The sequence below is a fragment of the Hyphomicrobium sp. LHD-15 genome (genome assembly GCF_031157355.1).
In the GTDB taxonomy this organism is placed as follows: domain Bacteria; phylum Pseudomonadota; class Alphaproteobacteria; order Rhizobiales; family Hyphomicrobiaceae; genus Hyphomicrobium_C.
Window position 1 is genome coordinate 40,235 of the sequence record NZ_JAVIFT010000008.1, and the last position, 25,771, is coordinate 66,005.

At 62.3% G+C, this 25,771-nt stretch carries 25 protein-coding genes; 15 read left to right on the forward strand and 10 right to left on the reverse strand.

The features are described 5' to 3' along the window. Positions 1-140: 140 nt before the first annotated feature. The 4 genes from RCO24_RS18275 to RCO24_RS18290 form a co-directional block, all read right to left on the reverse strand. Positions 141-1,034 carry a diguanylate cyclase gene (locus RCO24_RS18275; RefSeq protein ID WP_308964119.1) on the reverse strand — a complete coding sequence of 298 codons (894 nt, stop codon included), beginning with the start codon at positions 1,032-1,034 and terminating at the stop codon, positions 141-143. Between the two features lie 139 nt (positions 1,035-1,173). Then, entirely contained in the window at positions 1,174-1,950 is a 777-nt protein-coding gene (eutC, locus tag RCO24_RS18280; RefSeq protein ID WP_308964120.1) for an ethanolamine ammonia-lyase subunit EutC, read from the reverse strand. Further along, positions 1,947-3,332 carry an ethanolamine ammonia-lyase subunit EutB gene (locus tag RCO24_RS18285; RefSeq protein ID WP_308964121.1) on the reverse strand — a complete coding sequence of 462 codons (1,386 nt, stop codon included), beginning with the start codon at positions 3,330-3,332 and terminating at the stop codon, positions 1,947-1,949. The genes eutC and RCO24_RS18285 overlap by 4 nt, the downstream gene beginning before the upstream one ends. A 428-nt stretch (positions 3,333-3,760) precedes the next feature. Further along, positions 3,761-4,162, reverse strand: a complete 402-nt coding sequence (locus tag RCO24_RS18290) for a hypothetical protein (RefSeq protein ID WP_308964122.1) — start codon at positions 4,160-4,162, stop codon at positions 3,761-3,763. A gap of 94 nt (positions 4,163-4,256) precedes the next feature. Here RCO24_RS18290 and RCO24_RS18295 point away from each other — a divergent pair, with 94 nt between their 5' ends. The 5 genes from RCO24_RS18295 to RCO24_RS18315 all read left to right on the forward strand — a co-directional run bounded on the left by RCO24_RS18295 (position 4,257) and on the right by RCO24_RS18315 (position 7,819). Continuing rightward, positions 4,257-4,424 carry a NepR family anti-sigma factor gene (locus tag RCO24_RS18295; protein WP_308964123.1) on the forward strand — a complete coding sequence of 56 codons (168 nt, stop codon included), beginning with the start codon at positions 4,257-4,259 and terminating at the stop codon, positions 4,422-4,424. A 2-nt stretch (positions 4,425-4,426) separates the two neighbouring features. After that, positions 4,427-4,984, forward strand: coding sequence for a sigma-70 family RNA polymerase sigma factor (locus tag RCO24_RS18300; protein WP_308964124.1), 558 nt, complete (start codon positions 4,427-4,429; stop codon positions 4,982-4,984). 132 nt (positions 4,985-5,116) lie between these two features. Next, entirely contained in the window at positions 5,117-5,977 is an 861-nt protein-coding gene (locus RCO24_RS18305; protein WP_308964125.1) for a response regulator, read from the forward strand. 343 nt (positions 5,978-6,320) lie between these two features. Then, positions 6,321-6,680: a response regulator gene (locus RCO24_RS18310; protein WP_308964126.1), complete on the forward strand. Its 360-nt coding sequence runs from the start codon at positions 6,321-6,323 to the stop codon at positions 6,678-6,680. 83 nt (positions 6,681-6,763) lie between these two features. Beyond that, positions 6,764-7,819 (forward strand): HWE histidine kinase domain-containing protein, encoded by a 1,056-nt coding sequence (locus RCO24_RS18315; RefSeq protein ID WP_308964127.1) that lies wholly within the window; start codon positions 6,764-6,766, stop codon positions 7,817-7,819. A 12-nt stretch (positions 7,820-7,831) separates the two neighbouring features. On the opposite strand, the gene RCO24_RS18320 is transcribed toward RCO24_RS18315, so the two are convergent. Beyond that, a complete protein-coding gene (locus RCO24_RS18320; protein ID WP_308964128.1) occupies positions 7,832-8,350 on the reverse strand; it encodes a histidine phosphatase family protein in 519 nt (172 codons plus the stop codon). A gap of 523 nt (positions 8,351-8,873) precedes the next feature. Here RCO24_RS18320 and RCO24_RS18325 point away from each other — a divergent pair. From RCO24_RS18325 to RCO24_RS18350, 6 genes are all read left to right on the forward strand, one after another. Then, entirely contained in the window at positions 8,874-9,545 is a 672-nt protein-coding gene (locus RCO24_RS18325) for an XRE family transcriptional regulator (protein ID WP_308964129.1), read from the forward strand. 299 nt (positions 9,546-9,844) lie between these two features. After that, positions 9,845-10,741, forward strand: a complete 897-nt coding sequence (locus tag RCO24_RS18330) for a glutamine amidotransferase family protein (RefSeq protein ID WP_308964130.1) — start codon at positions 9,845-9,847, stop codon at positions 10,739-10,741. Positions 10,742-10,745: 4 nt separating this feature from the next. Continuing rightward, entirely contained in the window at positions 10,746-11,453 is a 708-nt protein-coding gene (locus tag RCO24_RS18335) for a GXGXG domain-containing protein (RefSeq protein WP_308964131.1), read from the forward strand. Next, positions 11,453-12,787: an FMN-binding glutamate synthase family protein gene (locus RCO24_RS18340; protein WP_308964132.1), complete on the forward strand. Its 1,335-nt coding sequence runs from the start codon at positions 11,453-11,455 to the stop codon at positions 12,785-12,787. The genes RCO24_RS18335 and RCO24_RS18340 overlap by 1 nt, the downstream gene beginning before the upstream one ends. Before the next feature lie 53 nt (positions 12,788-12,840). Continuing rightward, positions 12,841-14,175 carry a type III glutamate--ammonia ligase gene (gene glnT, locus RCO24_RS18345; RefSeq protein ID WP_308964133.1) on the forward strand — a complete coding sequence of 445 codons (1,335 nt, stop codon included), beginning with the start codon at positions 12,841-12,843 and terminating at the stop codon, positions 14,173-14,175. 200 nt (positions 14,176-14,375) lie between these two features. After that, a complete protein-coding gene (locus RCO24_RS18350; protein ID WP_308964134.1) occupies positions 14,376-14,813 on the forward strand; it encodes a group II truncated hemoglobin in 438 nt (145 codons plus the stop codon). A gap of 87 nt (positions 14,814-14,900) precedes the next feature. On the opposite strand, the gene fae is transcribed toward RCO24_RS18350, so the two are convergent. From fae to RCO24_RS18375, 5 genes are all read right to left on the reverse strand, one after another. Beyond that, entirely contained in the window at positions 14,901-15,452 is a 552-nt protein-coding gene (fae, locus tag RCO24_RS18355) for a formaldehyde-activating enzyme (RefSeq protein WP_308964135.1), read from the reverse strand. 71 nt (positions 15,453-15,523) lie between these two features. Further along, complete coding sequence (locus RCO24_RS18360; RefSeq protein WP_308964136.1) at positions 15,524-16,099, reverse strand: sarcosine oxidase subunit gamma family protein; 576 nt, start codon at positions 16,097-16,099, stop codon at positions 15,524-15,526. Then, the gene (locus tag RCO24_RS18365; protein ID WP_308964137.1) at positions 16,092-19,100 is read right to left on the reverse strand and encodes a sarcosine oxidase subunit alpha family protein; all 3,009 of its coding nucleotides are present in this window, start codon (positions 19,098-19,100) and stop codon (positions 16,092-16,094) included. Before RCO24_RS18365 ends, RCO24_RS18360 begins: the two co-directional genes overlap by 8 nt. Next, the gene (locus tag RCO24_RS18370) at positions 19,100-19,396 is read right to left on the reverse strand and encodes a sarcosine oxidase subunit delta (protein ID WP_308964138.1); all 297 of its coding nucleotides are present in this window, start codon (positions 19,394-19,396) and stop codon (positions 19,100-19,102) included. Before RCO24_RS18370 ends, RCO24_RS18365 begins: the two co-directional genes overlap by 1 nt. A 27-nt stretch (positions 19,397-19,423) precedes the next feature. Continuing rightward, entirely contained in the window at positions 19,424-20,683 is a 1,260-nt protein-coding gene (locus RCO24_RS18375) for a sarcosine oxidase subunit beta family protein (protein ID WP_308964139.1), read from the reverse strand. Positions 20,684-20,770: 87 nt separating this feature from the next. Between RCO24_RS18375 and RCO24_RS18380 the strand changes: the two genes are divergently transcribed. From RCO24_RS18380 to RCO24_RS18395, 4 genes are all read left to right on the forward strand, one after another. Beyond that, positions 20,771-21,697 carry a LysR family transcriptional regulator gene (locus tag RCO24_RS18380; protein ID WP_308964140.1) on the forward strand — a complete coding sequence of 309 codons (927 nt, stop codon included), beginning with the start codon at positions 20,771-20,773 and terminating at the stop codon, positions 21,695-21,697. A gap of 431 nt (positions 21,698-22,128) precedes the next feature. Further along, positions 22,129-22,629, forward strand: coding sequence for a spore coat U domain-containing protein (locus RCO24_RS18385; RefSeq protein ID WP_308964141.1), 501 nt, complete (start codon positions 22,129-22,131; stop codon positions 22,627-22,629). A gap of 11 nt (positions 22,630-22,640) precedes the next feature. Then, positions 22,641-23,378 (forward strand): fimbria/pilus periplasmic chaperone, encoded by a 738-nt coding sequence (locus RCO24_RS18390; protein WP_308964142.1) that lies wholly within the window; start codon positions 22,641-22,643, stop codon positions 23,376-23,378. Continuing rightward, entirely contained in the window at positions 23,347-25,770 is a 2,424-nt protein-coding gene (locus RCO24_RS18395; RefSeq protein ID WP_308964143.1) for a fimbria/pilus outer membrane usher protein, read from the forward strand. Before RCO24_RS18390 ends, RCO24_RS18395 begins: the two co-directional genes overlap by 32 nt. Position 25,771: the final 1 nt, after the last annotated feature.

Genomic DNA, 25,771 nt, shown 5'->3' on the forward strand with positions numbered 1-25,771 from the left:
CCTGTCGGTGCGCCGAACGGCCGCATAAGGATATTCCCTTATGGCGAAAAGCGGCAATCCCTCTTTGGGGGGTAACTTGAAGGCAAGTGCTTGCTGCTCTGCAATAAATTTAAGCAGGCTGGGGCTGAGAGGGCCAGACGCTAGGCGAGCTCAAGCGCCGCTGGCTCCGCGACTTTTACTTGATTACGGCCGCCGCGCTTTGCGTCCATTAGGGCACGGTCGGCTCGCTGCAGTGCAATCCCGAGGGATTCGTCCGGGTTCCACGACGTCAGGCCGAAGCTGCAGGTGATCTGGAACGATTCGGTCGCGGATTCGAATGTTTGCCCGGCAATGTTGTTGCGGATGACCTCGCACCAGTGGGCCGCCTGTTCGACGCCGAGAACTGGAAACGCGATTGCGAATTCCTCGCCGCCAAGCCGGGCGACGATGGGCGCTTCCTCGCCGGCGATGCGGGCAACGGCCTTGATGACCTCGTCGCCTACGTCATGGCCGTGGCTGTCGTTGATGCTCTTGAAGTGATCGATATCGAGCAGGCAAACCGAGAGATCGTCGCTGGCGTCGAGCTCGCGGCGCTTTTCTTCCATTGTCGCCAGAAAGGCCCTGCGGTTGAGGGCGCCGGTCAGGTAATCGGTGCTGGCCTGCTCGACGAGCTGGCGCTGCAGCGTGATCATTCGGTTGGCCGCGCGCAGCCGCGCCATCAGCTCTTCGCGCCGTACCGGCTTCACGGCAAAATCGTCGGCGCCGCAATCGAGCGCTTCGGCGAGCGCCCGTTCGCTGGTGTTCGAGGACATGACGATGATGTGCAGCGGGCGTTTCTCGCCGACGAACGTGCGGAGGGTCCAGCACAGCTCAAGGCCGGGTATCGGATCAATCTCGAGGCTGGTCAGCACCACGTCGACCGTGCGCGTCGCTTCGATGTACTGAAGCGCAAGGTCGGATGCCGTGAAACAGTCGACGAAGCAACCCGTTGCTTCGAGTTCGGTAGCCAGTTTCTGTTGGACGACCCGGCTGGGGTCGACAATCACGACGTGCATCCGCAGCTTCTTCTTTTTCTTAGTGTCCGACCACTGATCGGACAGGTGTACACGGCTTTGGTGAATAGGTGATTACTCCCGGCCGCGAGTGAGGCCGGGATGGCCAGCAAAAACAGAAACCGGGTGGGAGAGGAGCGCGTCAGGGGCTCGAAAGTGCGGCCGGACGCTTGCTGACCTCGAGCTGATAGTTGCTCTCGTCCTTGAGATTGACGCCGGTCAGGCGCCGCCGGAAGGCCTCGCGCAGGAGCCAGGCGATCTTGAACGCCGCTTCGTCAGAGGAGATACCGCCGTTGCGGATGTTCGAAATGCAGTTGCGCTCGCCGTCCTTGCGGCCAACCCGCGGTTCCCACGTCAAATAAGCGCCGAGACTGTCCGGAGATGACAGGCCGGGGCGTTCGCCGATCAGCATAACGGCCGCACGGGCTTTCAGGAATTCTCCGGCATCGTCGCAGAGGGCAACGCGCGCCTGGGTCGCGAGCAGCACAGGGCCGAGGCGCCATTCGTTCTGGCGCGCAAGAGGCAAGAGAGCAGCGACCGTCGCGACCGCGTTGGCGGTGATGGCCGTAGACGACAGCCCGTCACCGATGATGATCAGCAAGTCGGTCGCCGAGGGCGAGAGCGCGGAAAGCGTCTGGCGGGATTCGGGGCTCAGGCGGCGGCCGAGATCCGGGCGTCTCAGGTATGTGTCACGGTCCGGAGCGGCGCTGGTGATCCGCAGCGGGGTGAGGCCAAGCGTCTTCAAATCGTCTTCGACACCCGTCCATTCGATCGGCGTTTTGACGGCATCGCGGGCTTGCGCGTGGGCCATCGAAAATTTCAGCACTTCGGTCGTCGGCATGCCCGCGCCCGACCGGCCAAGTCCGATCCGGGCTTCGGTGAATTGGCGGAGATTGAGCCAGGGGTCATCGGGTGTCATGCGGCGGCTCCCGCGGCGTGCTCGAGCAGAGCTTTGGTCGGCTTCTCGGTGATGATACGGCCGCCGGGCTCCATGATGCCCATGCGCTCGAGCCACGCTTCGAATTCAGGGGCGCGCCTCAGCCCAAGTGCCTCACGCACGTAAAGCGAGTCGTGGAACGACGTGGACTGGTAGTTGAGCATGATGTCGTCGGCGCCGGGAATTCCCATGACGAACGTGACGCCGGCCGCGCCGAGCAGCGTCAGCAGCGTGTCCATGTCGTCCTGGTCGGCCTCGGCGTGGTTGGTGTAGCAGACATCGCAGCCCATCGGGATGCCCATCAGCTTGCCGCAGAAGTGATCTTCCAGGCCGGCGCGGATGATCTCCTTGCCGCTGTAAAGGTACTCAGGTCCAATGAAGCCGACGACGGTGTTGACGAGCAGCGGCTTGAACTCGCGTGCGACGGCATAGGCCCTGGCTTCGAGGGTCTGCTGGTCGACGCCGTGATGGGCATCGGCGGAGAGAGCAGCGCCCTGTCCCGTCTCGAAATACATGACGTTGTCGCCGACGGTGCCGCGCTTCAGCGACAAGGCGGCTTCGCGGCCTTCCTTCAGAATGCCGAGCGTGACGCCGAACGAGGAATTGAGCGCTTCCGTGCCGCCGATCGACTGGAACACCAGGTCGACGGGCGCGCCGCGGGAGATCGCCTCGATCGAGGTGGTCACGTGAGTCAATACGCAGCTTTGGGTCGGAATCTCGAGCCGGTCGATCATGCGGTCCAGCATCGACAGCATGTCGATGATCGCGCCGACGTTGTCGGTCGCCGGATTGATGCCGATCACCGCGTCGCCGCAGCCGTACATCAGGCCATCGATGACGGAGGCGGCGATGCCTTTCGGGTCGTCGGTCGGATGGTTCGGCTGCAGGCGAACCGAGAGCCGGCCCTTGAGCCCGATCGTGTTGCGAAAGCGGGTGATGACGGAGACCTTGCGGGCAACGAGGATCAGATCCTGGTTGCGCATCAGCTTCGAGACAGCGGCGATCATCTCGGGTGTCAGGCCCGGCGTGAGGCGGGACAGCGCCTCGGTGGTTGCCTTTTCCGAGAGCAGCCAGTCGCGGAACTGGCCAACGGTCATCGATGACACTGGCGCGAAGGCCGCTGCGTCGTGGCGATCGATGATCAGGCGGGTGACGTCGTCTTCTTCATAGGGAATGAGCAGTTCGGAAAGAAATGTCTTCAGCGGAACGTCGGCGAGGGCCATTTTGGCCGCAACGTTTTCCTCTGCACTCGCGGCTGCGACACCGGCCAGCACATCGCCGGATCGCGGAGGGGTGGCTTTTGCCATCAGGTCCTTGAGGTTGTCGAACCGGTAAGTCGTGTGCTGCCAGGTCGCCTGATACATTGGTCGCTCCGCATCGCCGAGGGCACGTCCAATATAGAAAAAGGTTCGCCTCCGATCAAAGCTTCGTTGTTGGGCATCTTGAGCTGCAATGCAGCACGCGGGGACGCGCGTTCGATCAAAGTCCTACTTGTCAGCTCACGGGCTTTTATCGGGAAGTGCATCGAGGCGTCTCGGATCGGGATGCTTCGGTGCAGGAGGCTAAGAGGCGTGTGCTGTGGGAACCCGAACAGTGTGTGGTGCCGGTCGCAGTGTTGGGAGGTTTCTGCGGCCGACACCACGAGCATGACGCCACCCGTGCTCTAGGGTCGGGGAGGGGGTGCGGGCGGCGCCAGCTTTTTCGGATCGCCGGACCCCGTGGATCGATAGAACGGGATCTCGCGATCTCCCCAAGGACACCCGCGGGGGCGTCCGATCGGAGAATGCTAGGGCTAACGTCGAAAGCGCCAGGGGGTTCCGTGGACGTGCGGCTTGGCAGTTTTGGTTATGAAATGCCGCGCAATTGGTAAGACCCAAATGAGCCAGCTGCCTAGTCGGTCCGGACAGTGTTTATCAATGGAACTTCTCATATGTTCGCGCGTTTTGCGTTGCCGGTTTGGCGGAATGTCTTCCGCCGGATCGGCGAGGATTTGGCTCAAGGCGCTGAAGATGCTTCGGTTTTTCGTTTTCTGGAATGAGTTCGGAAACCGCTGGATAAATTCGAGATCGATGCGTGACGGGGACGAATGCGGGGTAAGCCTAAAATTTGGGTGATGATAGGCGCCGTTCGGGAGGTCAACGACGAAGCCGTCTTTGACCGTCGGCACATCGCTCCGCATGGCGAGCACTTTCAAAGCTCGCTCTCATAGAAAGGTTCCGAGGGATTTAAGGAAAATGACCACTCCGAAATCGGTTCAACCGGCTCAGAGCGTGACAGCTGAGAGTGCCATGAGCACAGAACAGACCGCGAGCATCGATGCCGGCATTCAGGGCGCGCTCGGGCGGAAGCTGCGCGAGTCCTATGAGGAGGTCGTGCGGGAAACGGTGCCGGACAAGTTCCTGCAGCTGCTCGATCAACTCAAAAAGTCCGAAAAAGACAAGGCGGGTGAGAGCTGACAATGGCAGCCCCGGATTTCGAGCAAGCTCTGGTCGGAGCGATATCTCATCTGCGCGCTTTCGCCCGATCGTTCGCGAACGATCCTGCGCGCGCGGACGATCTCGTGCAGGAAACGCTGGTGAAGGCATGGAACAGCCGAGATTCCTTCACGCCGGGGACGAATTTCCGGGCGTGGCTGTTCACCATTCTGCGCAACGTCTATTTTTCGCAGCATCGCAAGTTGCGGCGCGAGGTCGACGATCCTGACGACCATTATCAGAATTCGCTTTCGGTCCAGCCCGAGCAGTACGGACATCTCGACCTGTCGGACTTTCGCGATGCTCTTGCGACGCTGCCGTCCGATCAGCGCGAGGCGCTGGTTCTGGTCGGCGCGGAAGGCTTCTCTTACGAGGAGGCGGCGCAGATCTGCGGCTGCGCAGTCGGCACCATCAAGAGCCGCGTAAACCGGGCCCGCAACAGGCTGGTGGAACTGCTTGGTGATGAAGATCTCAAGCCCGGCAGCCATCATGAGGGCGAGACGCCGCCCGCCGGAACGTTGCTCAAAAGCACTGCGCGCTAACGCGATCTCGCCTTAATTTATTGATATCAAATAGTAAATTTCATTTGGAACTTTAACGCTCGTCAAACGTTAGTCTTGAGGGTCGCGGCCGTGCCGATTGCAGAGCAGGCCGCCATGTAGGGAGAAATCGGTATGTCGCTTGCTGAAACGATTGCGCCTCAGCTGCCGTATCTCAGGCGCTTTGCGCGCGCGTTGACAGGTAGCCAGGAAAGTGGCGACGCTTATGTGGTGGCGGTGCTGGAAACGCTAGTCGCCGATCCCGACAGTTTTCCGCAAGGCAACATGAAGCGGGTCGGACTTTATAAGTGCTTCCTCAAGGTGTGGAACTCGATCAGCGTCAATCACGAGCCAACGACTCCGAAGACGCAGGCAGATCGCAGCCTCGACGCAATCACGCCATTGCCGCGGCAGGCGTTCCTCTTGGCCTCCGTCGAAGGCTTCACCACGCAGCAGATCGCTGAAATTCTCGATTGCTCGACCTCCGAGGTCACGCGTTTGATCGAAGAGGCGGGTGAGCAGATCGCCGAGCAGACAGCAACGGACGTGCTCATCATCGAGGACGAGCCATTGATCTCGATGGATCTCGAAGCCCTGGTAAAGGGGCTCGGTCATCGGGTATCGGGAATTGCGCGTACGCATCGCGAAGCTCTTGCCGAAGTGCGCAAGAAGAAGCCTGGTCTCGTGCTGGCCGACATCCATCTTGCTGACGGCAGCTCGGGTCTCGATGCGGTGAACGAGATCCTGCTCGGCTTCAATGTGCCGGTCATTTTCATTACCGCCTTCCCGGAACGGCTTCTGACCGGAGAGCGTCCCGAGCCGACCTTCCTGATTACCAAGCCTTTCGAGCCGAACACGGTGCGGGCGCTGGTTAGCCAGGCGTTGTTCTTTGGTACTGATGCCCGCATTCCGGATACGCCGGCCGGGCTTGGAAGCCAGAGAGGACCGCGGCCCGTGGGCGCTGCTTCGGTAGGTTTCCGATCGGCGAGACCGTAACAGCGTTCAGCATCAACGCTCTGATTGGCCAGTGTTTTTCCAAGGCTGTCCTGCGCTTTGTCGCGGCAGTAGCGGCTTGGCCATTCGCTTCATCAGCGTATGTCTTGCAAGCGTGGGCTAGGGTGGCGTCCCGGAGGCGTTCTGGGCGCCCCTCCATAACTGCGGGCAGCGCAAGCTCTGTAAGGGATGATCGCATTTTTGATTGCAACGGGGCCAAACGTGATTCACGCTCTGCTTCGTCGATCTGTACCGTGCTTCCCAGTGTGCCGTTCTCGAAATTGGAAACACACTTGGCTTTGCTCCGCGAATGGATGGTCTTTGGGCCGTAGCAGGTGGAAGTAGAATGGCGCGAGTCCTGGTTGTCGATGACGAGGCGTTGATAGCAATGATGCTCTCCGACCTGCTCACCGAGTACGGGCACGAGACGGTTGGTCCTGCGCATTCGGAGGCGCAAGCGCTCGAACTCGTCGCCTCGAAGGCGATCGATGCCGCGATCCTGGATGTGACGCTCGGGGATCATGACTGTTTTGCCGTAGCTCAAGCGCTGGGCGAGCGTGGAATTCCGTTCGCGTTCGCGACCGGACACGGCATCCACGCCATGCCGGATGCGTTTCGCGAGCGGATGACGGTTTCGAAACCCTTCGACTTTGAAGTCGTCAAGCAGATCGTCGATGAACTCGTCGCGCCGGCGACGCAATTGTAGGTCTTGGATGCGCGCGTGGCGTTGGCGCGTCGGCCTCTCAACGCTGCTTCACCGGTTCCGCTCTACCGTAATCAGGTCATCTGATGACACGCCCCGAGGCAGGTGCCGATCTTCTCGTTGTCGATGCTCCGGCGGCGTGCCAAGCGGATTATCAGAAATCGCTCGCGGATGTCGCGCGCTCGGTTTCTTTCGCGAACTCGGGCGAGGACGTCGGGCGGGTTGCGCGCGAGCGCTCTTCGCCGGTCGTGTTGGTCCACCTCGATGGGCCGGATGGAGCCAATCCCGATCCCGCTCGGCTCATGCGCGCGTTGCGCGGACTTTCCGATCTTCCGGTAATCTTCGTATCGCAGGAAGTTTCGCAGGCTCTCTCCTTGCTCTCGCGCCATTCCGGTCCGTTTGATTATCTGGCGTGGCCGATCGTGCCTGAACTTGCAGGCGCGAAGATCGGCACTTTTCTCGGGTTGCGTCGCGCAGCTGAAAAACATGCCGAACTCGAGCGCGAGCGGGACCGGCTGGCGGATGCGCTCGAGAGCGAGAAGCGACGTACGGATACCTTGGTGGCGCTGGCCGGCGAGCATGTGCATCGCGGCAAGAACCTGCTTGCGATCATTCAATCCATTTCGCTCAGAACGGTCAGCGACGGACGCAGCATTGCGGATGCGCGTAGCGCGCTGATCGGGCGGCTTCGGGCCATCGCGCGGGCCTATCACATGGCGACCGCGACCGGGCACGCCGGGGCGGAGCTTCACGAGATCGTCGAGGCCGAACTCGGCGAGGCAGCCCATCGCATAGTCGCATCCGGTCCATCAGTCCGGCTCAAGGGCGGGATGGTTCAGACGTTCACGCTCGTTATCCATGAACTCACGGCGAACGCGCTGGCTTACGGCGCGCTGAGCACTCCGGTCGGATCGGTGGCGATCGGATGGACGTTTTTCGACTGCGGCGAGGAGAGCTATCTCGAAGTGGATTGGACAGAGAGAAACGGACCGCCGGTGGTTTCTCCCGAGCGGCAGGGCTTTGGGTTGAGCCTGGTTGCCACGTTCGCGGGGACGGGCGCCGAGTTTCCCAACGTCAGCTTCGATCCGTCGGGCTTCGTGTGCCGGTTGCGGTTGTCTCAGGATATGATCGCCGCCGACTGAGCCGTCCGAATTCTACGAGCCGAGCCGACGCGGCGTCGTGAACTGTTCGAGGTGGCCGCTCGCAGACTTGAGATCCTTCCAGTTCACTGCGTCGAACGACAGCACAGCCAGGGCCCCGGTCGGGAACTCTTGCGCGAGTGCGGCCAGCATCTTGCGATCACCCTCTCCGACAAGCTCGAGCGTCAGGGCATGCAGGCCAGGATTGTGGCCGACGAGGAGGATGTGCGGCTCGCTGTCGGCTTCCGCAAGCGCTGATCTGATCGTGTACGGCGACGCGAGGTAGAGCGTTTCGTCGTAGATGACCCTCGGCGCCGGCGGTCCCAATTCCGCCAACAGAAGCGTCAGCGTGGCGCGCGTCCGCATTGCGTCCGAGCAGAGTGCCAGTGTGGGCCTGAGCTTCGCCTGGCGCATGAACTTCGCCAGGATCGGAATCGCCTTGGCCCCGCGCTTGGCGAGGGGGCGCTCATGATCGTCCAGCTCTGGATCTGCCCAGCTCGATTTCGCGTGGCGGAGGATGGAAAGAGTCAGCATGTGCGGAGCATCGCAAATGCCGACGCGGCGTCAAGGGGTTGCAAGCGCCGAGGGTGTTATCGCCGAGAGCCGCTCAGCAGGGCGTAGGAAGAAAAATGGAGCCCAAGCTTTCGCCTGGGCTCCAGTGTAGCTGTCTGGACGTTGCCGCCTCTAGAAACCAGGGGAACCACTTCGGTTGGAAAGGCGGGTTCCAAACAGCGATCGGTACTTGTTGCGAAACCTTATGCATGCCGGTTCTTAAGGGTCAACTTTTTTTCGCTTGAGGAAAGTACGCAAAAGAGGAAAACGCAGCCAGCGCGCGTGCCGAACCTAAGCGAACGATCTTCGGCCGGCTGGGAAGACACGCTGGTCCAGCCGTCGCGCGTTAACGGATTGGCGTTGAGGACGTTGAGGCTGGCTGCGGCCCACGTTTGTGCGCGGCTTCGGAATGGGGCATCCTGAAACGAGTTTGCACCCCTGGCGTATGAGTTCGTGCGCGGAGGGACGCGTTTTCTCAGCTCAAGCCGGAAGATCGATTGCTGCCATGGCCAAGCGCAAGGTTGTCACCAAGGTCGTTAAGAAGAAGACGGGAACGCGGGCGAAGGTGGCGCACCTGACGACGGGATCCGGAGCGCCGGACATCGTTGCGCGAACCTTGGAGAACGCAATCGGGGCGCAAGTGCGCGACTATCGCAAGCACGCGGGCCTCACCGTGTCGGAACTGGCCTCTGTCGCCGACATTTCCTCGGGCATGTTGTCAAAGATCGAGAACGGACAAATTTCGCCGTCGCTCTCGACGTTGCAACTGCTGGCGTCGGCATTGAACATTCCTCTGACGATGCTGCTTGCGACTTACGACCGTGGCCGCGGGTGCTCGCATACGAAGAAAGGTGAGGGCGTTTCCATTCGCCGGCGCGGCACGAAAGTGGGGCACAACTATCATCTGCTCGGCCAATCTCTCGGTGGCGATGTTGCGGTCGAGCCTTATCTGATCTCTCTCAACAAGGACGCCGTGACCTACACCGAATTCCGTCACGAGGGCATCGAGTTCATCTACATGCTGAGCGGCAAGCTCTCGTACGCGCACGGTGATCGCTCCTACACGTTGGAGGCGGGAGATTCGATGATGTTCGATTCCGCCGAGCTGCATGGTCCCGACAAGCTGATCGAGATGCCTGCCGTCTATCTTTCGGTGATCATCTACGAGCGCAGATAGGCGCGGCGCCCTTTCAATCGCGATGATCTTTGATATCGCGACGTCACGATCGCGAAAGCGTGAGCACGCATATTTTCACGCCTGATGCCCGACCAGCGTTGCCGAAAATTTCGAAGCGTCGACGTGCATTTGCTCGCGTTGTGCGGTGCCGCATTCGTGCGTGTTCCGAGGGTTCCTCTTGGGGATCTGCTCGCGATTGCGAAGTTTCTTTAAAAGAAAATTTGTTTCCCCCTGATTGACGCCTCCGTGTCTCTCCTGTAGGTTCCGCTGGCAACCAACAACACGAAGGCATGCGCCAGATGTGCGGAATTGTCGGACTATTCCTGAAGGACAAAGCACTCGAGCCGCAGCTCGGTGCGCTCACGGCCGAGATGCTTGCGACCATGTGCGAGCGCGGCCCGGACTCTGCGGGATTTGCGATCTACGGCACGGCTGAGAAGGGCAAGTTCAAGGTCACGGTTCAGTCGCCGAACCCCGACGTGGACTTCAAGGGCCTCGACGCCGCCGTCGCAAAGGCCGTCGGCAGCAAGGTGTCGTTCGTGCAGAAGTCGACGCACGCTATCCTTTCGGTTCCGGAAGACAAGGTCGAGGAAGCCAAGGCCGCGATCCGCGAGGGCTTCCCTTCCGTTCGGATCATGGCGACGGGCGCTTCTGTCGAGATCTACAAGGAGGTCGGATATCCGACCGAAGTCGCGAAGCGCTTCGATCTCGCGAAGATGACCGGAACGCACGCCATCGGCCATACGCGCATGGCGACCGAATCCGCCGTCACCACGATGGGCTCGCATCCGTTCTCGACCGGCGCGGACCAGTGCCTCGTGCACAACGGCTCGCTCTCGAACCACAACAACCTGCGCCGCGAACTCAAGCATGACGGCATGACGTTCGAGACGCAAAACGACAGCGAGGTGGCCGCGGCCTACCTCACCTGGCGCATGAACCAGGGCAGCAATCTCGGCGAAGCGCTCACGAAGAGCCTCGACGATCTCGACGGCTTCTTCACTTTCGTCGTCGGCACCAAGGACGGATTCGGTGTCATCCGCGATCCGATCGCCTGCAAGCCGGCCGTGATGGCCGAGACCGATCAGTACGTCGCTTTCGGTTCGGAATATCGCGCACTCGCAAACCTCCCCGGCATCGAGAACGCCAAGGTTTGGGAGCCGGAGCCGGCCACCGTTTACTTCTGGGAGAGATAAGAAAATGGACGGGAGCATTGGCACCAAGCAGACCATTGATCTCGCGAAAGCACCCCTTCGCGAGCTCAATCAGGATCTTCACAGGCAGACGGACGGCTCTAACGACAAGGTGTGGGAAGTCCTCAATCCGATGGGCTTCCACTCGATCGCGGTCGGCATCGACGCGCCGATCGAAGTCGAGATCCGCGGAAACGTCGGCTACTACTGCGCGGGCATGAACAAGAAGGCGTACGTCACCGTGCACGGCTCTGCCGGCCCGGGCGTCGCCGAGAACATGATGTCGGGCACGGTCCGGATCAAGGGTGATGCAAGCCAGTATGCCGGCGCCACCGGCCGCGGCGGTTTGCTCGTGATCGAAGGCAATGCGTCGTCGCGCTGTGGCGTGTCGATGAAGGGCATCGACATCGTTGTCAAAGGCAACATCGGCCACATGTCGGCGTTCATGGCGCAGAGCGGGCACCTGGTCGTGCTCGGCGATGCGGGCGATGCGCTCGGCGACTCGATCTACGAAGCGAAGCTGTTCGTTCGCGGCAAGGTGAAGAGCCTCGGCGCCGATTGCATCGAGAAGGAGATGCGCCCCGAGCATCATGAGGCGCTCGGCAAGCTTCTCGAAAAAGCCGGCATTACGGATGTCAAGACAAGCGAGTTCAAGCGCTACGGTTCTGCGCGGAAGCTCTACAACTTCAACATCGACAATGCGGATGCCTACTGATGTCGTACCATAACCCCCCGACCACGCCGCGCAAATCCGCGGTGTTCGACGACTACACGCTTTCGGAAATCCGCCGCGCCGCTCAAACCGGCATCTATGATATTCGTGGTGCCGGCGCGAAGCGCAAAGTTCCGCACTTCGACGATCTCCTGTTCCTCGGCGCCTCGATCTCGCGCTATCCGCTGGAAGGCTATCGCGAGAAGTGCTCGACGGCGGTGACGCTCGGAACGCGCTTCGCGAAGAAACCGATCGAGCTCAAGATTCCGATTACCATCGCGGGCATGAGCTTCGGTGCGCTTTCGGCGCACGCCAAGGAAGCGCTCGGTCGCGGCGCATCGATCGCGGGAACGTCGACGACGACGGGCGACGGCGGCATGACGCCGGAAGAGCGCGGGCAGTCGAAGACGCTCATCTATCAATACCTGCCTTCGCGTTACGGCATGAACCCGGACGATCTTCGTCGTGCGGACGCCATCGAGGTGGTCGTCGGCCAGGGCGCGAAGCCCGGCGGCGGCGGAATGCTGCTCGGCCAGAAGATCTCCGATCGCGTTGCCGAGATGCGCAACCTGCCGAAGGGCATCGATCAGCGCTCGGCTTGCCGTCATCCCGACTGGACCGGCCCGGACGATCTCGAGATCAAGATCCAGGAGATCCGCGAGATCACCGATTGGCAGAAGCCGATCTACGTCAAAATCGGCGGCACGCGTCCTTACTATGACGTGGCGCTTGCGGTGAAAGCCGGTGCCGACGTGGTTGTGCTCGACGGCATGCAGGGCGGCACGGCCGCCACGCAGGAAGTGTTCATCGAGAACGTGGGTCTGCCGACGCTTGCCTGCATCCGTCCTGCCGTCCAGGCGCTGCAGGACCTCGACATGCATCGCAAGGTGCAGCTCATCGTCTCGGGCGGCATCCGCAACGGCGCGGACGTTGCCAAGGCGTTGGCACTCGGCGCGGACGCGGTGGCGATTGGCATCGCGGCACTCGTGGCGCTTGGCGACAACGATCCGCAGTGGGAAGGCGAGTACGAGAAGCTCGGCACCACGGCTGGCGCCTATGACGACTGGCACGAAGGCCGCGATCCGGCCGGCATCACGACGCAGGATCCGGAGCTGATGGCTCGTTTCGATCCGGTGAAGGGTGGTCGCCGTCTCGCGAACTATCTCAAGGTCATGACGCTCGAGGTGCAGACGATCGCACGCGCATGCGGACATAACCACATCCACAATCTCGAGCCGGAAGACCTCTGCGCGCTGACGCTTGAGGCCGCTGCCATGGCACGCGTGCCGCTGGCGGGCACGGGCTGGATTCCGGGACAAGGAACGGGCGGCTTTTAGCCGCCCTTTCTATTGCAAAAAGAGCAAAACAAAGAGACCAAGAGGAAACGGTGATGGCCCTAGATACGGCTACAGTCACAACACAGCAGGATCTCGGAGAGTTCGCGAAGAAGAACGGGATCAAGTATTTCATGATCTCGTTCACGGATCTGTTCGGCAGCCAGCGCGCCAAGCTGGTACCGGCGGTCGCGATCTCGGACATGCAGAAGGATGGCGCCGGGTTTGCCGGATTCGCCACCTGGTTCGATATGACGCCGGCGCATCCCGACATGTTCGGCCTGCCTGATTCCGCGTCCGTGATCCAACTTCCGTGGCGCAAGGATGTGGCCTGGGTTGCCGCAGACTGCATGATGGACGACAAGCCCGTCCTGCAAGCGCCCCGCGTCGTTCTCAAGAACATCATGGCGGCCGCCGCGCGCGAAGGCCTGTTCGTCAAGACCGGCGTCGAAGCCGAGTTCTTTCTGACCAAGCCGTGCGGTACTCTGATTTCTGACGAGGCCGACAAGGCGACCAAGTCCTGCTACGACCAGCAGGCACTGATGCGCCGCTACGACGTCATCTCCGAGATCTGCGATTACATGCTCGAGCTCGGCTGGGGCCCGTATCAGAACGATCACGAGGACGCCAACGGCCAGTGGGAGATGAACTGGAACTTCGACGACAGCCTGATCACGGCTGACCGTCACGCGTTCTTCAAGTTCATGACCAAGGCGATCGCCGAAAAGCACGGACTGCGCGCCACGTTCATGCCGAAACCCTTCATGGGGCTCACCGGCTCGGGTTGCCACGCTCATATCTCGGTGTGGGACAAGGCCGGCAAGACCAACATGTTCTACGACGCCACCGACGAGATGGGCCTCTCTCAGCAGGGCTATCACTTCCTCGGCGGCATCATGCGCCACGCCGAATCCCTCTCGGCCATCACCAACCCGACCGTGAACTCGTACAAGCGCATCAACGCGCCGCGTACAGTTTCGGGCGCGACGTGGGCGCCGAATACCGTCACGTGGACCGGCAACAACCGCACGCACATGGTGCGCGTGCCCGGCAAGGGCCGCTTCGAGCTGCGCCTGCCGGACGGCGCGGCGAACCCCTATCTCTTGCAGGCGGTCATCATTGCGGCGGGCCTCAACGGCATCCATCGCAAGGCACACCCCGGCAAGCGTTACGACATCGACATGTACCAGCTCGGCCATACGGTGACGGATGCACCGAAGCTGCCGCTCAACCTGCTCGATGCGCTGCGCAACTTCGACAAGGACACCGAGCTCAAGCAGATGCTCGGTGAGGATTTCTCCAACTCCTACATCAAGCTCAAGATGACGGAGTGGAACTCCTACGCCTCGCACCTGACGGAATGGGAGCGTCTCAACACGCTCGATATCTGACGCAGATATAAGATAGCGCAATCGGCTCGGGTTTCCCCTCCTTCGCGAGCCGATTGCCTTCTTGCCGATTGCTGCGCCACAGCTTCGGCAGAGGCGCGGGAGGAACTACCGGGCTGGTTCTCCCCGCGCCTTGATGTTGCTCAACTGCCTAGGGCTCCAAGTCCGCTACACTCAGTCGCCTAGGCATTGGGAGGCGCTGCATGGACACGGAACTATCTCGAAATGGCGGTGCGCCGCTTCAGTCTTCGGCGCTGCGGGAGCCTAGTCTCTACGATCTGATCGGCGGCGAAGCGCCGCTGCGCAAGCTGATCGAGACCTTCTACGATATCGTCGAATTCGAGCCGGAGGGTCGCGTTCTTCACGTGCTGCATCTACGCGGGCACGGGGTTGCGCATTCTCGCATCGAGCAGTTCAATTTCCTGTCGGGCTTCTTCGGCGGACCCGGCCTTTATGTTCAGAAGTACGGCCACTCGGACGTGCGAGAGATGCACGAGCACGTGGAAATCGATGTGGAAGCGCGCGATGCCTGGCTCAACTGCATGTCTATCGCGATAGATCGCGTCGGTTTTTCTCCTGACATCAAGGCGCGGCTGATGGCGCCCTTTACGCGCGTCGCGACGATGCTGGTCAACAAATAATAGAGCCGTCCGAGATCAAATAGATCTGCGAACGGCTCTACAACTTTTTTGCATTCTGGGGCGATGCAAAGATCCGCCGGCGCCCCCTCAGATCTCGCCCTTGAGACCCTTCTCGAAATACTTGTGAATGATCTTGTCCTGGTTCTGGAGCAGCCAGTCGATCGACGGCTCGTTGGACATCGCCTTGTGGATCGCGCGCTGGGTGGCTTCGCGATGGATGTCGAACAGGATCTTGTGATCGAGGTTCTCGACGTTGACGATCGAAGGGTTGAGCCACACCGAAACGATGATGCCGAGATCGTTGGCCTTCTCTTTCGGGATGTCGCCGGCACGAACGGAATCGAGAACGCCCATGGCGGTGGCGTACTGCACGGTGCCCATCAGGATGTTGGTGTAGCGCTCGCTCGAGACCGTCACCTTGCTCACGCACAGCGTGGCAGGCCGCACCATCACGTCGGTGTTGAGGAGGGCAAGCACGCGGCTGTGGCCCACGACCTGGTTGCCGAGCAGGTTTGCGAAAGCGGTGCCGAACGGACCGTCCAGCTCGCCGATCGCGACTTCCGGCTCTGCCGCCGTGCCGGGCGGGCCGCCCGCTACGAGCGCTTCGCCGACGCGAATCCCTGCAATTCTTCCGCTCATGACAATCCTCTCTTATTGGTTCGGCGCTGTCTCAGCGCGCGCTCAAGCTTTTACGGCGTGTGCCGGAGTTCTCAAACTCCGTATTCCGCCGCAGAGTCCAGAAGCCAATGAGCGAAGCTGTCGACGTAGCTGCGGAACAGTGCGACCTCGTAGGTCGGCTTGTCATCGATCTGCCAGAGAATGACGCCAATGTGGCTCGCATGCGTGATGGCGACGTTCCCGGGCTTGAAGGCGCGGGCGTCGAGATCGACGGGGATGCCTTTCGCAAGGATCGCGCGTGCGTCGGATCCCGAGATGCGCACCACGACACGTCCGTCGGACTGATCGACCACCGATGCGATGCCGGAGAGCGCTGCCTTGAGCTCGGATTCGAGATCGCGGCCATCCTTGCGCTCGGCGATCGCGAGCCACTGGTCGGGGCCGGCCCAGACGAAAGCAATGCCGTTACCCTCGACGCGGCCCGAACCCTTCGGGAGGTCGGCGCCATAGGCTGCGCGAATGGCGGCGGCGAGCGCATCCTTCTTGCCCTTGGCGGCGGCGAAGCTCGCCATCGTCAAGGTTTCGCGGGGCTCCACGGTGAAGTTCAGGGCCTTCACCGGCTTCCAATGCAGAAAGGCGGAGGTCGCCAAAAGGGTCTGATTAGCCACGGACTCTCACTCCTTCTGGATCCACGAATACGGGGGAGACGACTTCGACCAACGTATCGCCGCCACGTACCGGATCGTAAGCGCGGACGATTTCACCGATGCGCTCGGGACCACGCTTCAGGAGGCCGAGGCCAACCCAGTGCCCGTTAGACGGCGAGTAGGCGACCGAGGTCATGTAACCCTCGTCGTTTTCGGCAGTCGCTTGCGCGTCACGCTTGAGGAAGTGGGCACCCGAGCGAAGGCGTTGCGAACGGTCCAGCGGGCGGAAGCCGATCAGCGCTGGGCGCTCCGGATCGACTAGGCCCGGACGCTTGCCGAGCACGTGGCCGATGAAGTCCTTCTTGGTCGAGACCATGCCGCCAAGGCCAACGTCGCGCGGCGTCGTCGTGCCGTTGAGCTCGGGGCCGCTGATGTGGCCCTTCTCGATGCGCATCACGCCGAGGGCTTCGGTGCCATAGGCACAGGCGCCGAACTCCTTGCCGGCTTCGGCCAGGCGGCGCATCAGGGCATCGCCGTAGCGAGCCGGAACGCCGATCTCGTAAGCGCGCTCGCCCGAGAACGAAAGGCGGAACAGGCGGGCCTTGATGCCGCCGCACACCGTGATCTCGCCGACGCCGAGATAGGGGAAGCCGGCATCGGTGATGTCGAAGGCGGGGTCGACGATCTTCTGGAGAAGCTCGCGCGACTTCGGACCGGCGACGGCATACTGCGCCCACTGCTCGGTGGCAGAGACGATCTGCACATCGAGCTCAGGCCAGAGCCACTGTGCACAGTACTCCATATGCTGGACGACCTTGACGGCGTTCGCGGTCGTCGTGGTGATGAAGTAATGGTTCTCGCCGAGACGGGCGACGGTGCCGTCGTCCATCAGGATGCCGTCCTCGCGCAGCATGCCGCCGTAGCGGCACTTGCCGATGGGGAGCGTCTTGAGGCCGTTCATGTAGATCCGGTCGAGGAAGGCGGCCGTGTCGGCACCCTGCAGGTCCACCTTGCCCAGCGTCGAGACATCGCAGATGCCGACGGCGTTGCGGACGGTGGTGACCTCGCGCTTCACGGTTTCAAGCCAATCCTTTTCGCCCGGACGCGGGAAGTAACTCGGACGCAGCCAGAGGCCGGTCTCGACAAATACGCAGCCGTTCTCCTTCGCCCAACGGTAGGAGGGCGGCAGGCGCGTCGGCTTGAAATGCTTCTCACGATGGTGACCGGCGAGCGTGCCAAGCGAGACCGGCGTGTATGGTGGGCGTGCCACCGTGATGCCGGTTTGCGGAATGGTTCTGCCGGTGATCTCGGCCATGATCGCGAGCGCGTTCACGTTGGCGGTGCGGCCCTGGTCGGTCGCCATACCGAGCGTGGTGTAACGCTTCAAATGCTCTACCGCGCGGAAGCCTTCGCGCTCGGCGAGTTCGATATCGCTTTCCGTGACGTCGTTCTGCTGGTCGACGAAGGCCTTGCCGTTCGGCGACTTGACGCGCCAGAGCGGGGCGACGGCGTCGCTCTCGTCCGCAGCCTTCGGCACCGGAACGGAGACGGCAGCGTATCCGGCGGCGGTAACCGCTGCCGAGCCTGCGCTGGTGCCGCCGACGAGCGTCTTGCCAAGCGTAAAGTCTCCAGCCACTGCACCCGCAAGCGACATGCCGTGGGGAAGCGTTCCGGGCAGGAAGCAGAGAAGCTTGTCGTTCCAGGTCGGCTTGCTGCCGAGATGGGTCGTGAGCTGGATGTTCGGGTTCCAGCCGCCCGACATTGCAACGAGATCGCAGTCGAGGCGTTCTTCCTCGCCGGTGCGGGTGTGGATGGTCACGCCGGTGACGCGCTTTTTGCCGAGCGTGCCAGTGACAACGGCGCCCAACAGCAGACGGGCTCCTGCTTCGCTCGCAATGCGCTTCACTTCGTCAGAAATCTGCGCGCGGCTGTCGACCAGCGCAACGACCTCGGCACCCGCGCGCTTCAGGGCAGCGACGGTGGATGCACCATAGTCGTTGTTCGTGAAGACAACCGCGCGCCGTCCAGGGAGGACGCCGAAACGATTGATGTACGTGCGGACCGCGCCCGCGAGCATGACGCCCGGGCGGTCGTTGCCGCCGAATACGACCGGCCGCTCGGTCGCGCCGGACGCAAGCACGGTTTCCTTGGCGACGATGCGCCATAGCCGCTGGCGGGGGACACCCTGGGCGGCGACGGCGAGGTGATCGCTCACGCGCTCGACCGCGCCATAGGTTCCGCCGTCGTAAGTGCCAAACGCCGTGGTGCGGCGCAGGATGCGGACATTCGGCGCGCTGGAAAGCTCGGCTTCCACGGTGCGCACCCATTCGTGCGCCGGATTGCCGTTGATGTCGGCGCCATCGTCGACGCCGCGCCCACCGAGGGTGGCGTTTTCATCGACAAGGATCACGCGGGCGTTGGTGCGCGCCGCAGCGAGCGCTGCCGCGAGGCCCGCTGTGCCGCCACCGATGACCAACACGTCAGCGAATGCGGTGGCCTTATCGTAGGTGTCGGGGTCGGCTTCGTCGCTGGCGCGACCAAGGCCTGCGGCCCGGCGAATGGCGGGCTCGTACAACTTCTCCCACAGCGCAGACGGCCACATGAAGGTCTTGTAGTAGAAGCCGGCGACGAATATCGGCGACAGCAGCGAGTTGACCGCCATCACGTCGAAATCGAGCGACGGCCAGCGGTTCTGGCTGCGGGCGACGAGGCCATCGAACACCTCGGCGACGGTTGCGCGCGTGTTGGGCTCGCGGCGTGCGCCTTCGCGCAGCTCGACGAGGGCGTTCGGCTCCTCGGAGCCGGCGCTCAATATCCCGCGCGGCCGGTGGTATTTGAACGAGCGCCCGGTCAGGCTCACGCCGTTGGCGATCAGCGCGGAAGCCAGCGTGTCGCCGGGGTGGCCGGTGTACGTCTTGCCGTCGAAGGTAAAGCGAACGATGCGGCTGCGGTCCACCAGTCCGCCGGTTTCGAGGCGGTTTGGCTGCGAACCCGTGCCGGAGCCCTGTCCTGGCGTGGCCATTAGATGCTGTCCTTCGTTGCAGGCTTTTCGTTGAGAGCGACGTCGCGGGCAACCTCGACCGAGGTGATGGCGTGGGTCGCTATTCCGCGGGTTACGACGAGCCAGGCGTGGCAGCCGGCCGAGTGGTACCAAAGCTCGCGGTGCATGCCAGGAGGATTGGAGCGCTCGTAGGTGTAGCTCACGAACTCATTGGCGGCGGTGGGGCTCGCGAAATCCGGGCGTTTCACCGTTGCGTCGCCCGAGTACAGGAATTCGTCGAGGCTTCGTTCGCCGCAGTAGGGGCATGCGATGCGCATCGCTGGGGCTTCCTATCAGGTTGGATGTCAGTGCAGATTGGGGTGAGGGCCCATGCCCTTCTCGTCGATGGCGTGGCCGGTCGCGAAGCGGTCGAGGCGGTAGGCCTTGGCCACGGCATGGGGTTGGTCGTGCGCGATCAGGTGGGCGAAGCAGAAGCCCGAGGCGGGCGTTGCCTTGAAGCCGCCGTAGCACCAGCCGGCATTGATATAGAGGCCGGACACCGGCGTGTGATCGATGATCGGGCTGCCATCCATCGACATGTCCATGATGCCGCCCCAGTGACGGAGCATGCGGACGCGGCCGATGCGCGGCATCAGCGCCATGCCGCCTTCCAAAACATCCTCCACGACCGGAAGGTTGCCGCGCTGGGCGTAGCTGTTGTAGCCGTCGAGATCGCCGCCAAACACCAGGCCGCCCTTGTCCGACTGGCTGATATAGAAGTGTCCGGCGCCGAAGGTGACGACGCCATCGATGAAGGGCTTGATGGATTCGCTGACGAAGGCCTGCAGCACATGGCTTTCGATCGGGAGGCGGAGCCCGGCCATAGCGGCGACACGAGACGAGCTGCCGGCGACGGCCATGCCGACCTTCTTGGCGCCGATGTAGCCGCGGGTAGTTTCGACGCCGACGATCCGATCGCCCTCGCGCTTGAAGCCTTTGACCTCGCAGTTCTGGATGATGTCGACGCCAAGCCGATCGGCCGCGCGTGCATAGCCCCAGGCAACAGCGTCGTGGCGGACGGTGCCGCCGCGCCGCTGCAGAAGGCCGCCGTGAATCGGGAAGCGGCCGTTCTCGAAGTTGAGGAACGGAACCATCTTGCGCACGGCCGCTTGGTCGAGCAATTCGGCATCGACGCCGTGCAGGCGCATGGCATTGCCGCGGCGGGCGAAGGCGTCGCGCTGGCCGTCCGAATGGTAGAGGTTGAGGACGCCGCGCTGGCTGACCATGGCATTATAGTTGAGCTCATGCTCGAGCCCTTCCCAGAGCTGCATCGAAAGCTCATAGAACGGGATGTTGCCCGGCAGCAGGTAGTTCGAGCGTACGATCGTCGTGTTGCGGCCGACGTTGCCGCCGCCGATCCAGCCCTTTTCGAGCACGGCAATGCGGAGCGGGCCATGATGTTTGGCAAGGTAGAAGGCGGTGGCGAGGCCATGGCCGCCGCCGCCGACGATCACGACGTCATAGTCGGGCTTTGGCTCAGCTTCGCGCCAGGCGGGACCCCAGCCCGTATGTCCGCGAAGGGATTCGCGCAGGACGGAGAAAATCGAATAATGGGCGCGTGACATAGGCGGTGCTCGCTCCTCAGATCCAGGCCTTCATACTTACTGTCGAACGGCGTTGTATGCGATATAAGTATCGCTTATAGTATGGGCATGCGCGATCCTGTTCCCGCCCTGCCGTTCGACCTCAGGTCGCTCGAAATCTTTCTCTCCGTCTGCGAAACGGGGGCCATGTCGTCGGCGGCCCGGGCGTTGGGGTTGACGCAACCCGCGGTATCGCTGGCCGTCTCCGAACTCGAACGAAAACTCGGCTATGAGCTGTTCGACCGTACGGTTCGTCCGCTGGCCGTGACGCTGGCCGGCGGCCTTTTGCGCCAACGCGCCAGCGCGCTGATCGCGGAAGCGCGCCAGATCGGGCCTCTGCTGCGCGAGACGGAGCACGGCAAGCTTCCGCTAATCCGGGTCGGGCTCGTCGATTCGTTGGCGCGGGCGCTGACGGCGCCGCTTGCCGCCTATCTTTCTTCGAAGGCGGACGAGGTGTCGATCCTGTCCGGTCTCACCGCTTCGCATGCGAGCGATCTCCTCACGCGTCGGCTCGACCTTTTTCTGGGCGTCGACGACCTTTCCGATTGGGAGGGCCTGGAGCGTTGGCAGCTCGCCAAGGAGCCGTACATTCTCTTGCTCGCGGCCGGGATGGAGATACCCAAAACCGTGGCGGCGTTGCGGAAATTACTGCAGTCGCGGCCTCTCATTCGTTTCAGCAGCCGCTCGCAGACAGGGCTCGACATCGAAGCGCACATTCGCCGGCTGGGGCTCGAGGCGCCGCGGTCGTTTGAGTTCGATACGCCCTATGGTGTCGCCTCGATGGTGGCGGCCGGGCTTGGGTTAGCCGTTACTACGCCGCTCTGCGTGACTGAGGCCGGCCTTCCTGAAGCCAACTTGGTCACCGCGCCGTTGCCGGGGCCGCAAATCACCCGGAAGCTGACGCTCGTCGCCCGGCATCGGGAGCTTGGTCGCATTCCGCGCGAGCTTGGTGAGGTGGCGCGCCGGGTGCTGCTGGAAGCCGGGGCGTTGCAATAGCCGGGCGCTCGGACGCTTGCGTTCGCGACCGGCGCGGGCGCTCTGGTAATGGCCCTCGATGCAGAGAACTTTTCGGCAATTCGTCCGTTTGGTGCATTGGATTCTGTACGCTGTCTCACCGAGAAAGCATCGTCAATTTCGTATCATCGTTCAATTCTCGCGAGCGGAAAGAAGCGGCGCTCAGTCCAGTGATTTGATGTTTCAATCATATGATCATTTTAAACAATGATCATGTAACGTTGTTTTGTCATTCTTTGGCGAATCGGCAAATCGTTTCATTTTCGTGAATCTTGACCCGGCTCGCGGCATGTTATTTGACTGAAACAATTGAATATTTTTGTTGTCTGCGCGGATTGGTTGATTTATCATCTGTGGGCATCGTGTTTTTTGCGGTGATACGGCAGTCAAAATTTATACGGTAGAGCAACACCATGAAGCGCATTGCTTTTCTGGTGCCGATGTTTGTTGTTGTAATTGGGTATTGTGCTGCGTCCCGGGTTATGGCGGCGACCGACTCGGCAACTTTTCAAGTCACCATTGAAATTCAGGCCGCCTGCGAAATCGCGGCGGCGAACAATCTCGACTTTGGAACACACGGCGTGCTTTCCGCTTCCATCGATGCGGCAACGACCGTCGATGTGCAGTGTTCCAACACGACTCCCTACTCTTTGCGTTTGAGCCAGGGAACCGGGGTCGGCGCTTCGGTGGCTACGCGTCGCATGACGGGGCCGGGTGGCGCCACCATTGCCTACACTCTCTACAGAAATGCCGGTCGCACGCTCGTGTGGGGCGATACGCCTGCGGTCGATGCGGTGGCTGGAGTGGGTAACGGATCGGTTCAAAGCTATCAGGTTTTCGGGCGTGTTCCGGCGCAGACGACTCCCGTCCACGGCTCGTTCCTCGACACGGTTACGGCAACCATCGAATTTTGAAGAGGCCAGACATGAAGGCCTTAAACTCATTTGCTCCTCTCTTGATCGGTGCGGCCTTTGCCGTGGCGACCTGGTCTTCGGCTGCGGTTGGGGGCTCGCTTCGTGTCGCGCCGACGTCGCTGACATTCACTGCGCCGACAAGCGCCGGGACGCTCACGCTACGCAACGACGGCGCAACGCCGATCAGCGTTCAGATGCGCCCGTTCGTATGGTCTCAATTCGATGGAGCGGACGAGCTTCAGGCGACGCGCGATGTGGTGGTCAGCCCGCCGATCGCGACGCTGGAGCCAGGGGTGGACTACGTCGTCCGCGTCGTACGCGTCGTCAAACGGCCGATCGTCGGCGAGGAATCCTATCGCATCCTGATCGACCAATTGCCCGCTGTGGGGCTCGGACAAGGCAACGTGTCGCTGCTCATCCGGTATTCGGTGCCGGCGTTTTTCACGGCCCCGTCCGCGGCCCGCGCGGATGTGACGTGGAGCCTGAAATCGGATCGCAACGGCGTGCGGCTTTCGGCGGTCAATCAGGGCGACAGGAATTTCAGGGTTGCCAATCTGAAGGCTCGCCTTCCGCAGGGGGTGACGCGCTCATTGCGCGACGGGCTCGTGGGCTATGTGCTCGGCCGTTCGGAGGTCGTTTGGCGGCTCCCAGGCAGCTTGCCCGCTCCGCTCGAAGGCGAGCTGGAACTCATGGGTGACAGTAGCGAAGGAAGCTTCGATGACACGGTTGTCGTCGGCAACGTGCGCTAGTCTTGTATTGTTTTCCGCGCTGTCCATTTCAGTGGTCCAGGTTTGCTCGACGGGAGGGGCATGGGCTCGCGCGCCCGCAGGTCCGGCGCTGCCGCCCGGCGCGCACGGTGCGGGGCAAGACCTTTATCTCGACGTGATGATCAACGGTGCGCCGATCGGGCTCATAGCCGCGTTTCGGCAACGGCCGGATGGCACGCTCGCCATCGCTCCCGACGAACTCGGCGAGATCGGGCTCAAGAGCCTGGGCGCGGGAGGATCGACAGATGGGATGGTCGACCTCGACCGGGTGCCGTGCCTTTCCTATCAATACGATTCTGTTCTGCAGCAGATCCGGATTGCAGCGGAGGATGGGTGCCGCAAAGCCCGCAGCTATTCCGCCGGCGCGAGGGAGAGGCTCGACGCCGAGATGGCGGATGCGCCGGGCTCGGGCGCAGTGCTCAACTATTCGGTGTTTGCCTCGTCCTACAGCGACCTCGACAACATTTGGGGGTTCAACGATCATCAGCCGACGCTTTCACTCGGGATCGACAGCTGGGCGTTCGGGCCGTGGGGCGTCTTTTCGCAGTCCGGGACTTTCACCACCAACAGTGCCGACCTCTACGACTCCGTGCGGCTCGATACGCGGTGGAGCTTTTCCGATCAGAGCACGCTGCTCACCTACAGTGCCGGCGACGTCGTGGGTGGCGGGTTGGCGTGGACGCGGCCGATCCGGCTTGCGGGCGTGCAGGTTCAACGCGATTTTGCGTTGCGCCCGGATCTCATCACCATGCCGGTGCCGACGCTTTCCGGCAGCGCGGCGGTGCCGTCCACCGTCGATGTCTATGCCAACAATGTTCGTGTGTTCTCGCAGCAAGTACCCGCCGGGCCGTTCGAGGTTTCGAACTTTCCGGTCATCACCGGCTCCGGCATGGCGCAGGTGGTGGTGCGCGACGCGCTCGGCCGGGATACGGTCACCAACGTTCCGTATTATGCGTCGTCGCAATTGCTCAAAGGGGGCCTTTACGATTTCTCGATCGAGGGCGGCCTTCCCCGTACCTATTACGGCACGCTTTCGAACAGCTACGACGACCGCGCGGCGCTGGTCGGGTCGCTGCGCTACGGGGTGTCGAATTCGGTCACGCTGGAAGGCCACGCCGAGGGTTCGGGCGAACTCGTCAACGGCGGCGTGGGGCTGGTCGGCAGTCTCGCTTCCGTGGGGCTCGTATCCGCGGCCCTGGCCGGCAGCAAGACGGATGACGGAGCGGGCGCGCTGCTTTCCGGAGGTCTCGAATTCCGGCACGGCATGATGGCATTCAATCTGCGTGGCCAGTACACGCTCGGCGACTATGCCGACCTTGCTAGCGTGACGGCACCCCGGCACGGATCCGCGAACTTCCCGGATTTCGGATTGCCGGATCGACTCGTGCAGGCGGTGTTCTCGTTCGTGCTGCCGTTCGATCCCTCGACATTCACGCTGAGCTATACCGAGCTTTCGTCGCGGGATTTCAACCACAGCATCATCGGTGCTTCGCTATCTCGAACCGTGTTTTCCGATTGCTCGCTGATCGTCTCGGCGGCCTTCGACGTCGCGAACAGCGAAACCGGCCTCATCTACGTCGGGCTCTCGCGGCCGCTCGCGCCAGGCTTGTCGTCCAATGTCAGTGCGTCGGCCAACGGCAATGACACGGTAGCCGGCGTCGATCTCGTGAAGTCCGAGCGGATGGAACCGGGTAGCTACGGCTGGCGCCTGAGGGAGCGCGAAGGTTCGGCTCCCGAGCGAATGGCGGCGGCGAGCTATCGTGGCGAGGTCGGTCGCGTGGAAGGACGCGTGCAGCAGTTCGGGGACGCGGTGTCGCTCAGTGGGCAGGTCGAAGGCGCGATCGCCGTGGCCGATGGCAGCTTCTTCCTGGCGCCGACGATCAGCAACGCATTCGCGGTGGCCGATACGGGCATGGCCGACACGGAGGTGTTTCTGGAAAACAGGCCGGTCGGGCGGACGAACAGCAAAGGGCAGCTGCTGGTTACCAATCTCAACGCGTATCAGGGCAATGCGATTTCAATTGATCCGCGCTCGCTCCCGCTCGATGCCGATATTCCCCAAACGAAGACCGTCGTGGTTCCGGGCGCGCGCCAGGGGTCGACGGTGCGTTTCGGGATCACGGCTTCGGCGCCTTCGGCGCTCATCGTCATGACGGATGGAGGCGGAAAGGCTCTTCCGGCAGGCTCGAAAGTGACGCTTGCGGGCCAGGATGAGCCGTTCGTGATGGGCTACGACGGAGAAGTGTATCTGCGCGGGCTTCAACAGGCCAATACTGCGGTCGTCAGTCTCGCCAGCGGCGGAACATGCAGTGCGGCGTTCGCTTTCGAGCGCGTGGCCGGCGAGCAGGTCGTGATTCCAGCGGTGTGCCAATGAG

Excerpts from the sequence above, each read along its gene's own strand:
- eutC (WP_308964120.1), bottom strand. The coding sequence starts at position 1,950 with ATGACACCCGATGACCCCTGGCTCAATCTCCGCCAATTCACCGAAGCC.
- RCO24_RS18390 (WP_308964142.1), top strand. The coding sequence starts at position 22,641 with ATGAAGGCCTTAAACTCATTTGCTCCTCTCTTGATCGGTGCGGCCTTT.
- fae (WP_308964135.1), bottom strand. The coding sequence starts at position 15,452 with ATGAGCGGAAGAATTGCAGGGATTCGCGTCGGCGAAGCGCTCGTAGCG.
- RCO24_RS18305 (WP_308964125.1), top strand. The coding sequence starts at position 5,117 with ATGTCGCTTGCTGAAACGATTGCGCCTCAGCTGCCGTATCTCAGGCGC.
- RCO24_RS18310 (WP_308964126.1), top strand. The coding sequence starts at position 6,321 with ATGGCGCGAGTCCTGGTTGTCGATGACGAGGCGTTGATAGCAATGATG.
- RCO24_RS18320 (WP_308964128.1), bottom strand. The coding sequence starts at position 8,350 with ATGCTGACTCTTTCCATCCTCCGCCACGCGAAATCGAGCTGGGCAGAT.
- RCO24_RS18285 (WP_308964121.1), bottom strand. The coding sequence starts at position 3,332 with ATGTATCAGGCGACCTGGCAGCACACGACTTACCGGTTCGACAACCTC.
- RCO24_RS18315 (WP_308964127.1), top strand. The coding sequence starts at position 6,764 with ATGACACGCCCCGAGGCAGGTGCCGATCTTCTCGTTGTCGATGCTCCG.
- RCO24_RS18350 (WP_308964134.1), top strand. The coding sequence starts at position 14,376 with ATGGACACGGAACTATCTCGAAATGGCGGTGCGCCGCTTCAGTCTTCG.
- RCO24_RS18335 (WP_308964131.1), top strand. The coding sequence starts at position 10,746 with ATGGACGGGAGCATTGGCACCAAGCAGACCATTGATCTCGCGAAAGCA.
- RCO24_RS18385 (WP_308964141.1), top strand. The coding sequence starts at position 22,129 with ATGAAGCGCATTGCTTTTCTGGTGCCGATGTTTGTTGTTGTAATTGGG.
- RCO24_RS18325 (WP_308964129.1), top strand. The coding sequence starts at position 8,874 with ATGGCCAAGCGCAAGGTTGTCACCAAGGTCGTTAAGAAGAAGACGGGA.
- RCO24_RS18375 (WP_308964139.1), bottom strand. The coding sequence starts at position 20,683 with ATGTCACGCGCCCATTATTCGATTTTCTCCGTCCTGCGCGAATCCCTT.
- RCO24_RS18380 (WP_308964140.1), top strand. The coding sequence starts at position 20,771 with ATGCGCGATCCTGTTCCCGCCCTGCCGTTCGACCTCAGGTCGCTCGAA.
- RCO24_RS18330 (WP_308964130.1), top strand. The coding sequence starts at position 9,845 with ATGTGCGGAATTGTCGGACTATTCCTGAAGGACAAAGCACTCGAGCCG.
- RCO24_RS18365 (WP_308964137.1), bottom strand. The coding sequence starts at position 19,100 with ATGGCCACGCCAGGACAGGGCTCCGGCACGGGTTCGCAGCCAAACCGC.
- glnT (WP_308964133.1), top strand. The coding sequence starts at position 12,841 with ATGGCCCTAGATACGGCTACAGTCACAACACAGCAGGATCTCGGAGAG.
- RCO24_RS18300 (WP_308964124.1), top strand. The coding sequence starts at position 4,427 with ATGGCAGCCCCGGATTTCGAGCAAGCTCTGGTCGGAGCGATATCTCAT.
- RCO24_RS18295 (WP_308964123.1), top strand. The coding sequence starts at position 4,257 with ATGAGCACAGAACAGACCGCGAGCATCGATGCCGGCATTCAGGGCGCG.
- RCO24_RS18370 (WP_308964138.1), bottom strand. The coding sequence starts at position 19,396 with ATGCGCATCGCATGCCCCTACTGCGGCGAACGAAGCCTCGACGAATTC.
- RCO24_RS18275 (WP_308964119.1), bottom strand. The coding sequence starts at position 1,034 with ATGCACGTCGTGATTGTCGACCCCAGCCGGGTCGTCCAACAGAAACTG.
- RCO24_RS18395 (WP_308964143.1), top strand. The coding sequence starts at position 23,347 with ATGACACGGTTGTCGTCGGCAACGTGCGCTAGTCTTGTATTGTTTTCC.
- RCO24_RS18340 (WP_308964132.1), top strand. The coding sequence starts at position 11,453 with ATGTCGTACCATAACCCCCCGACCACGCCGCGCAAATCCGCGGTGTTC.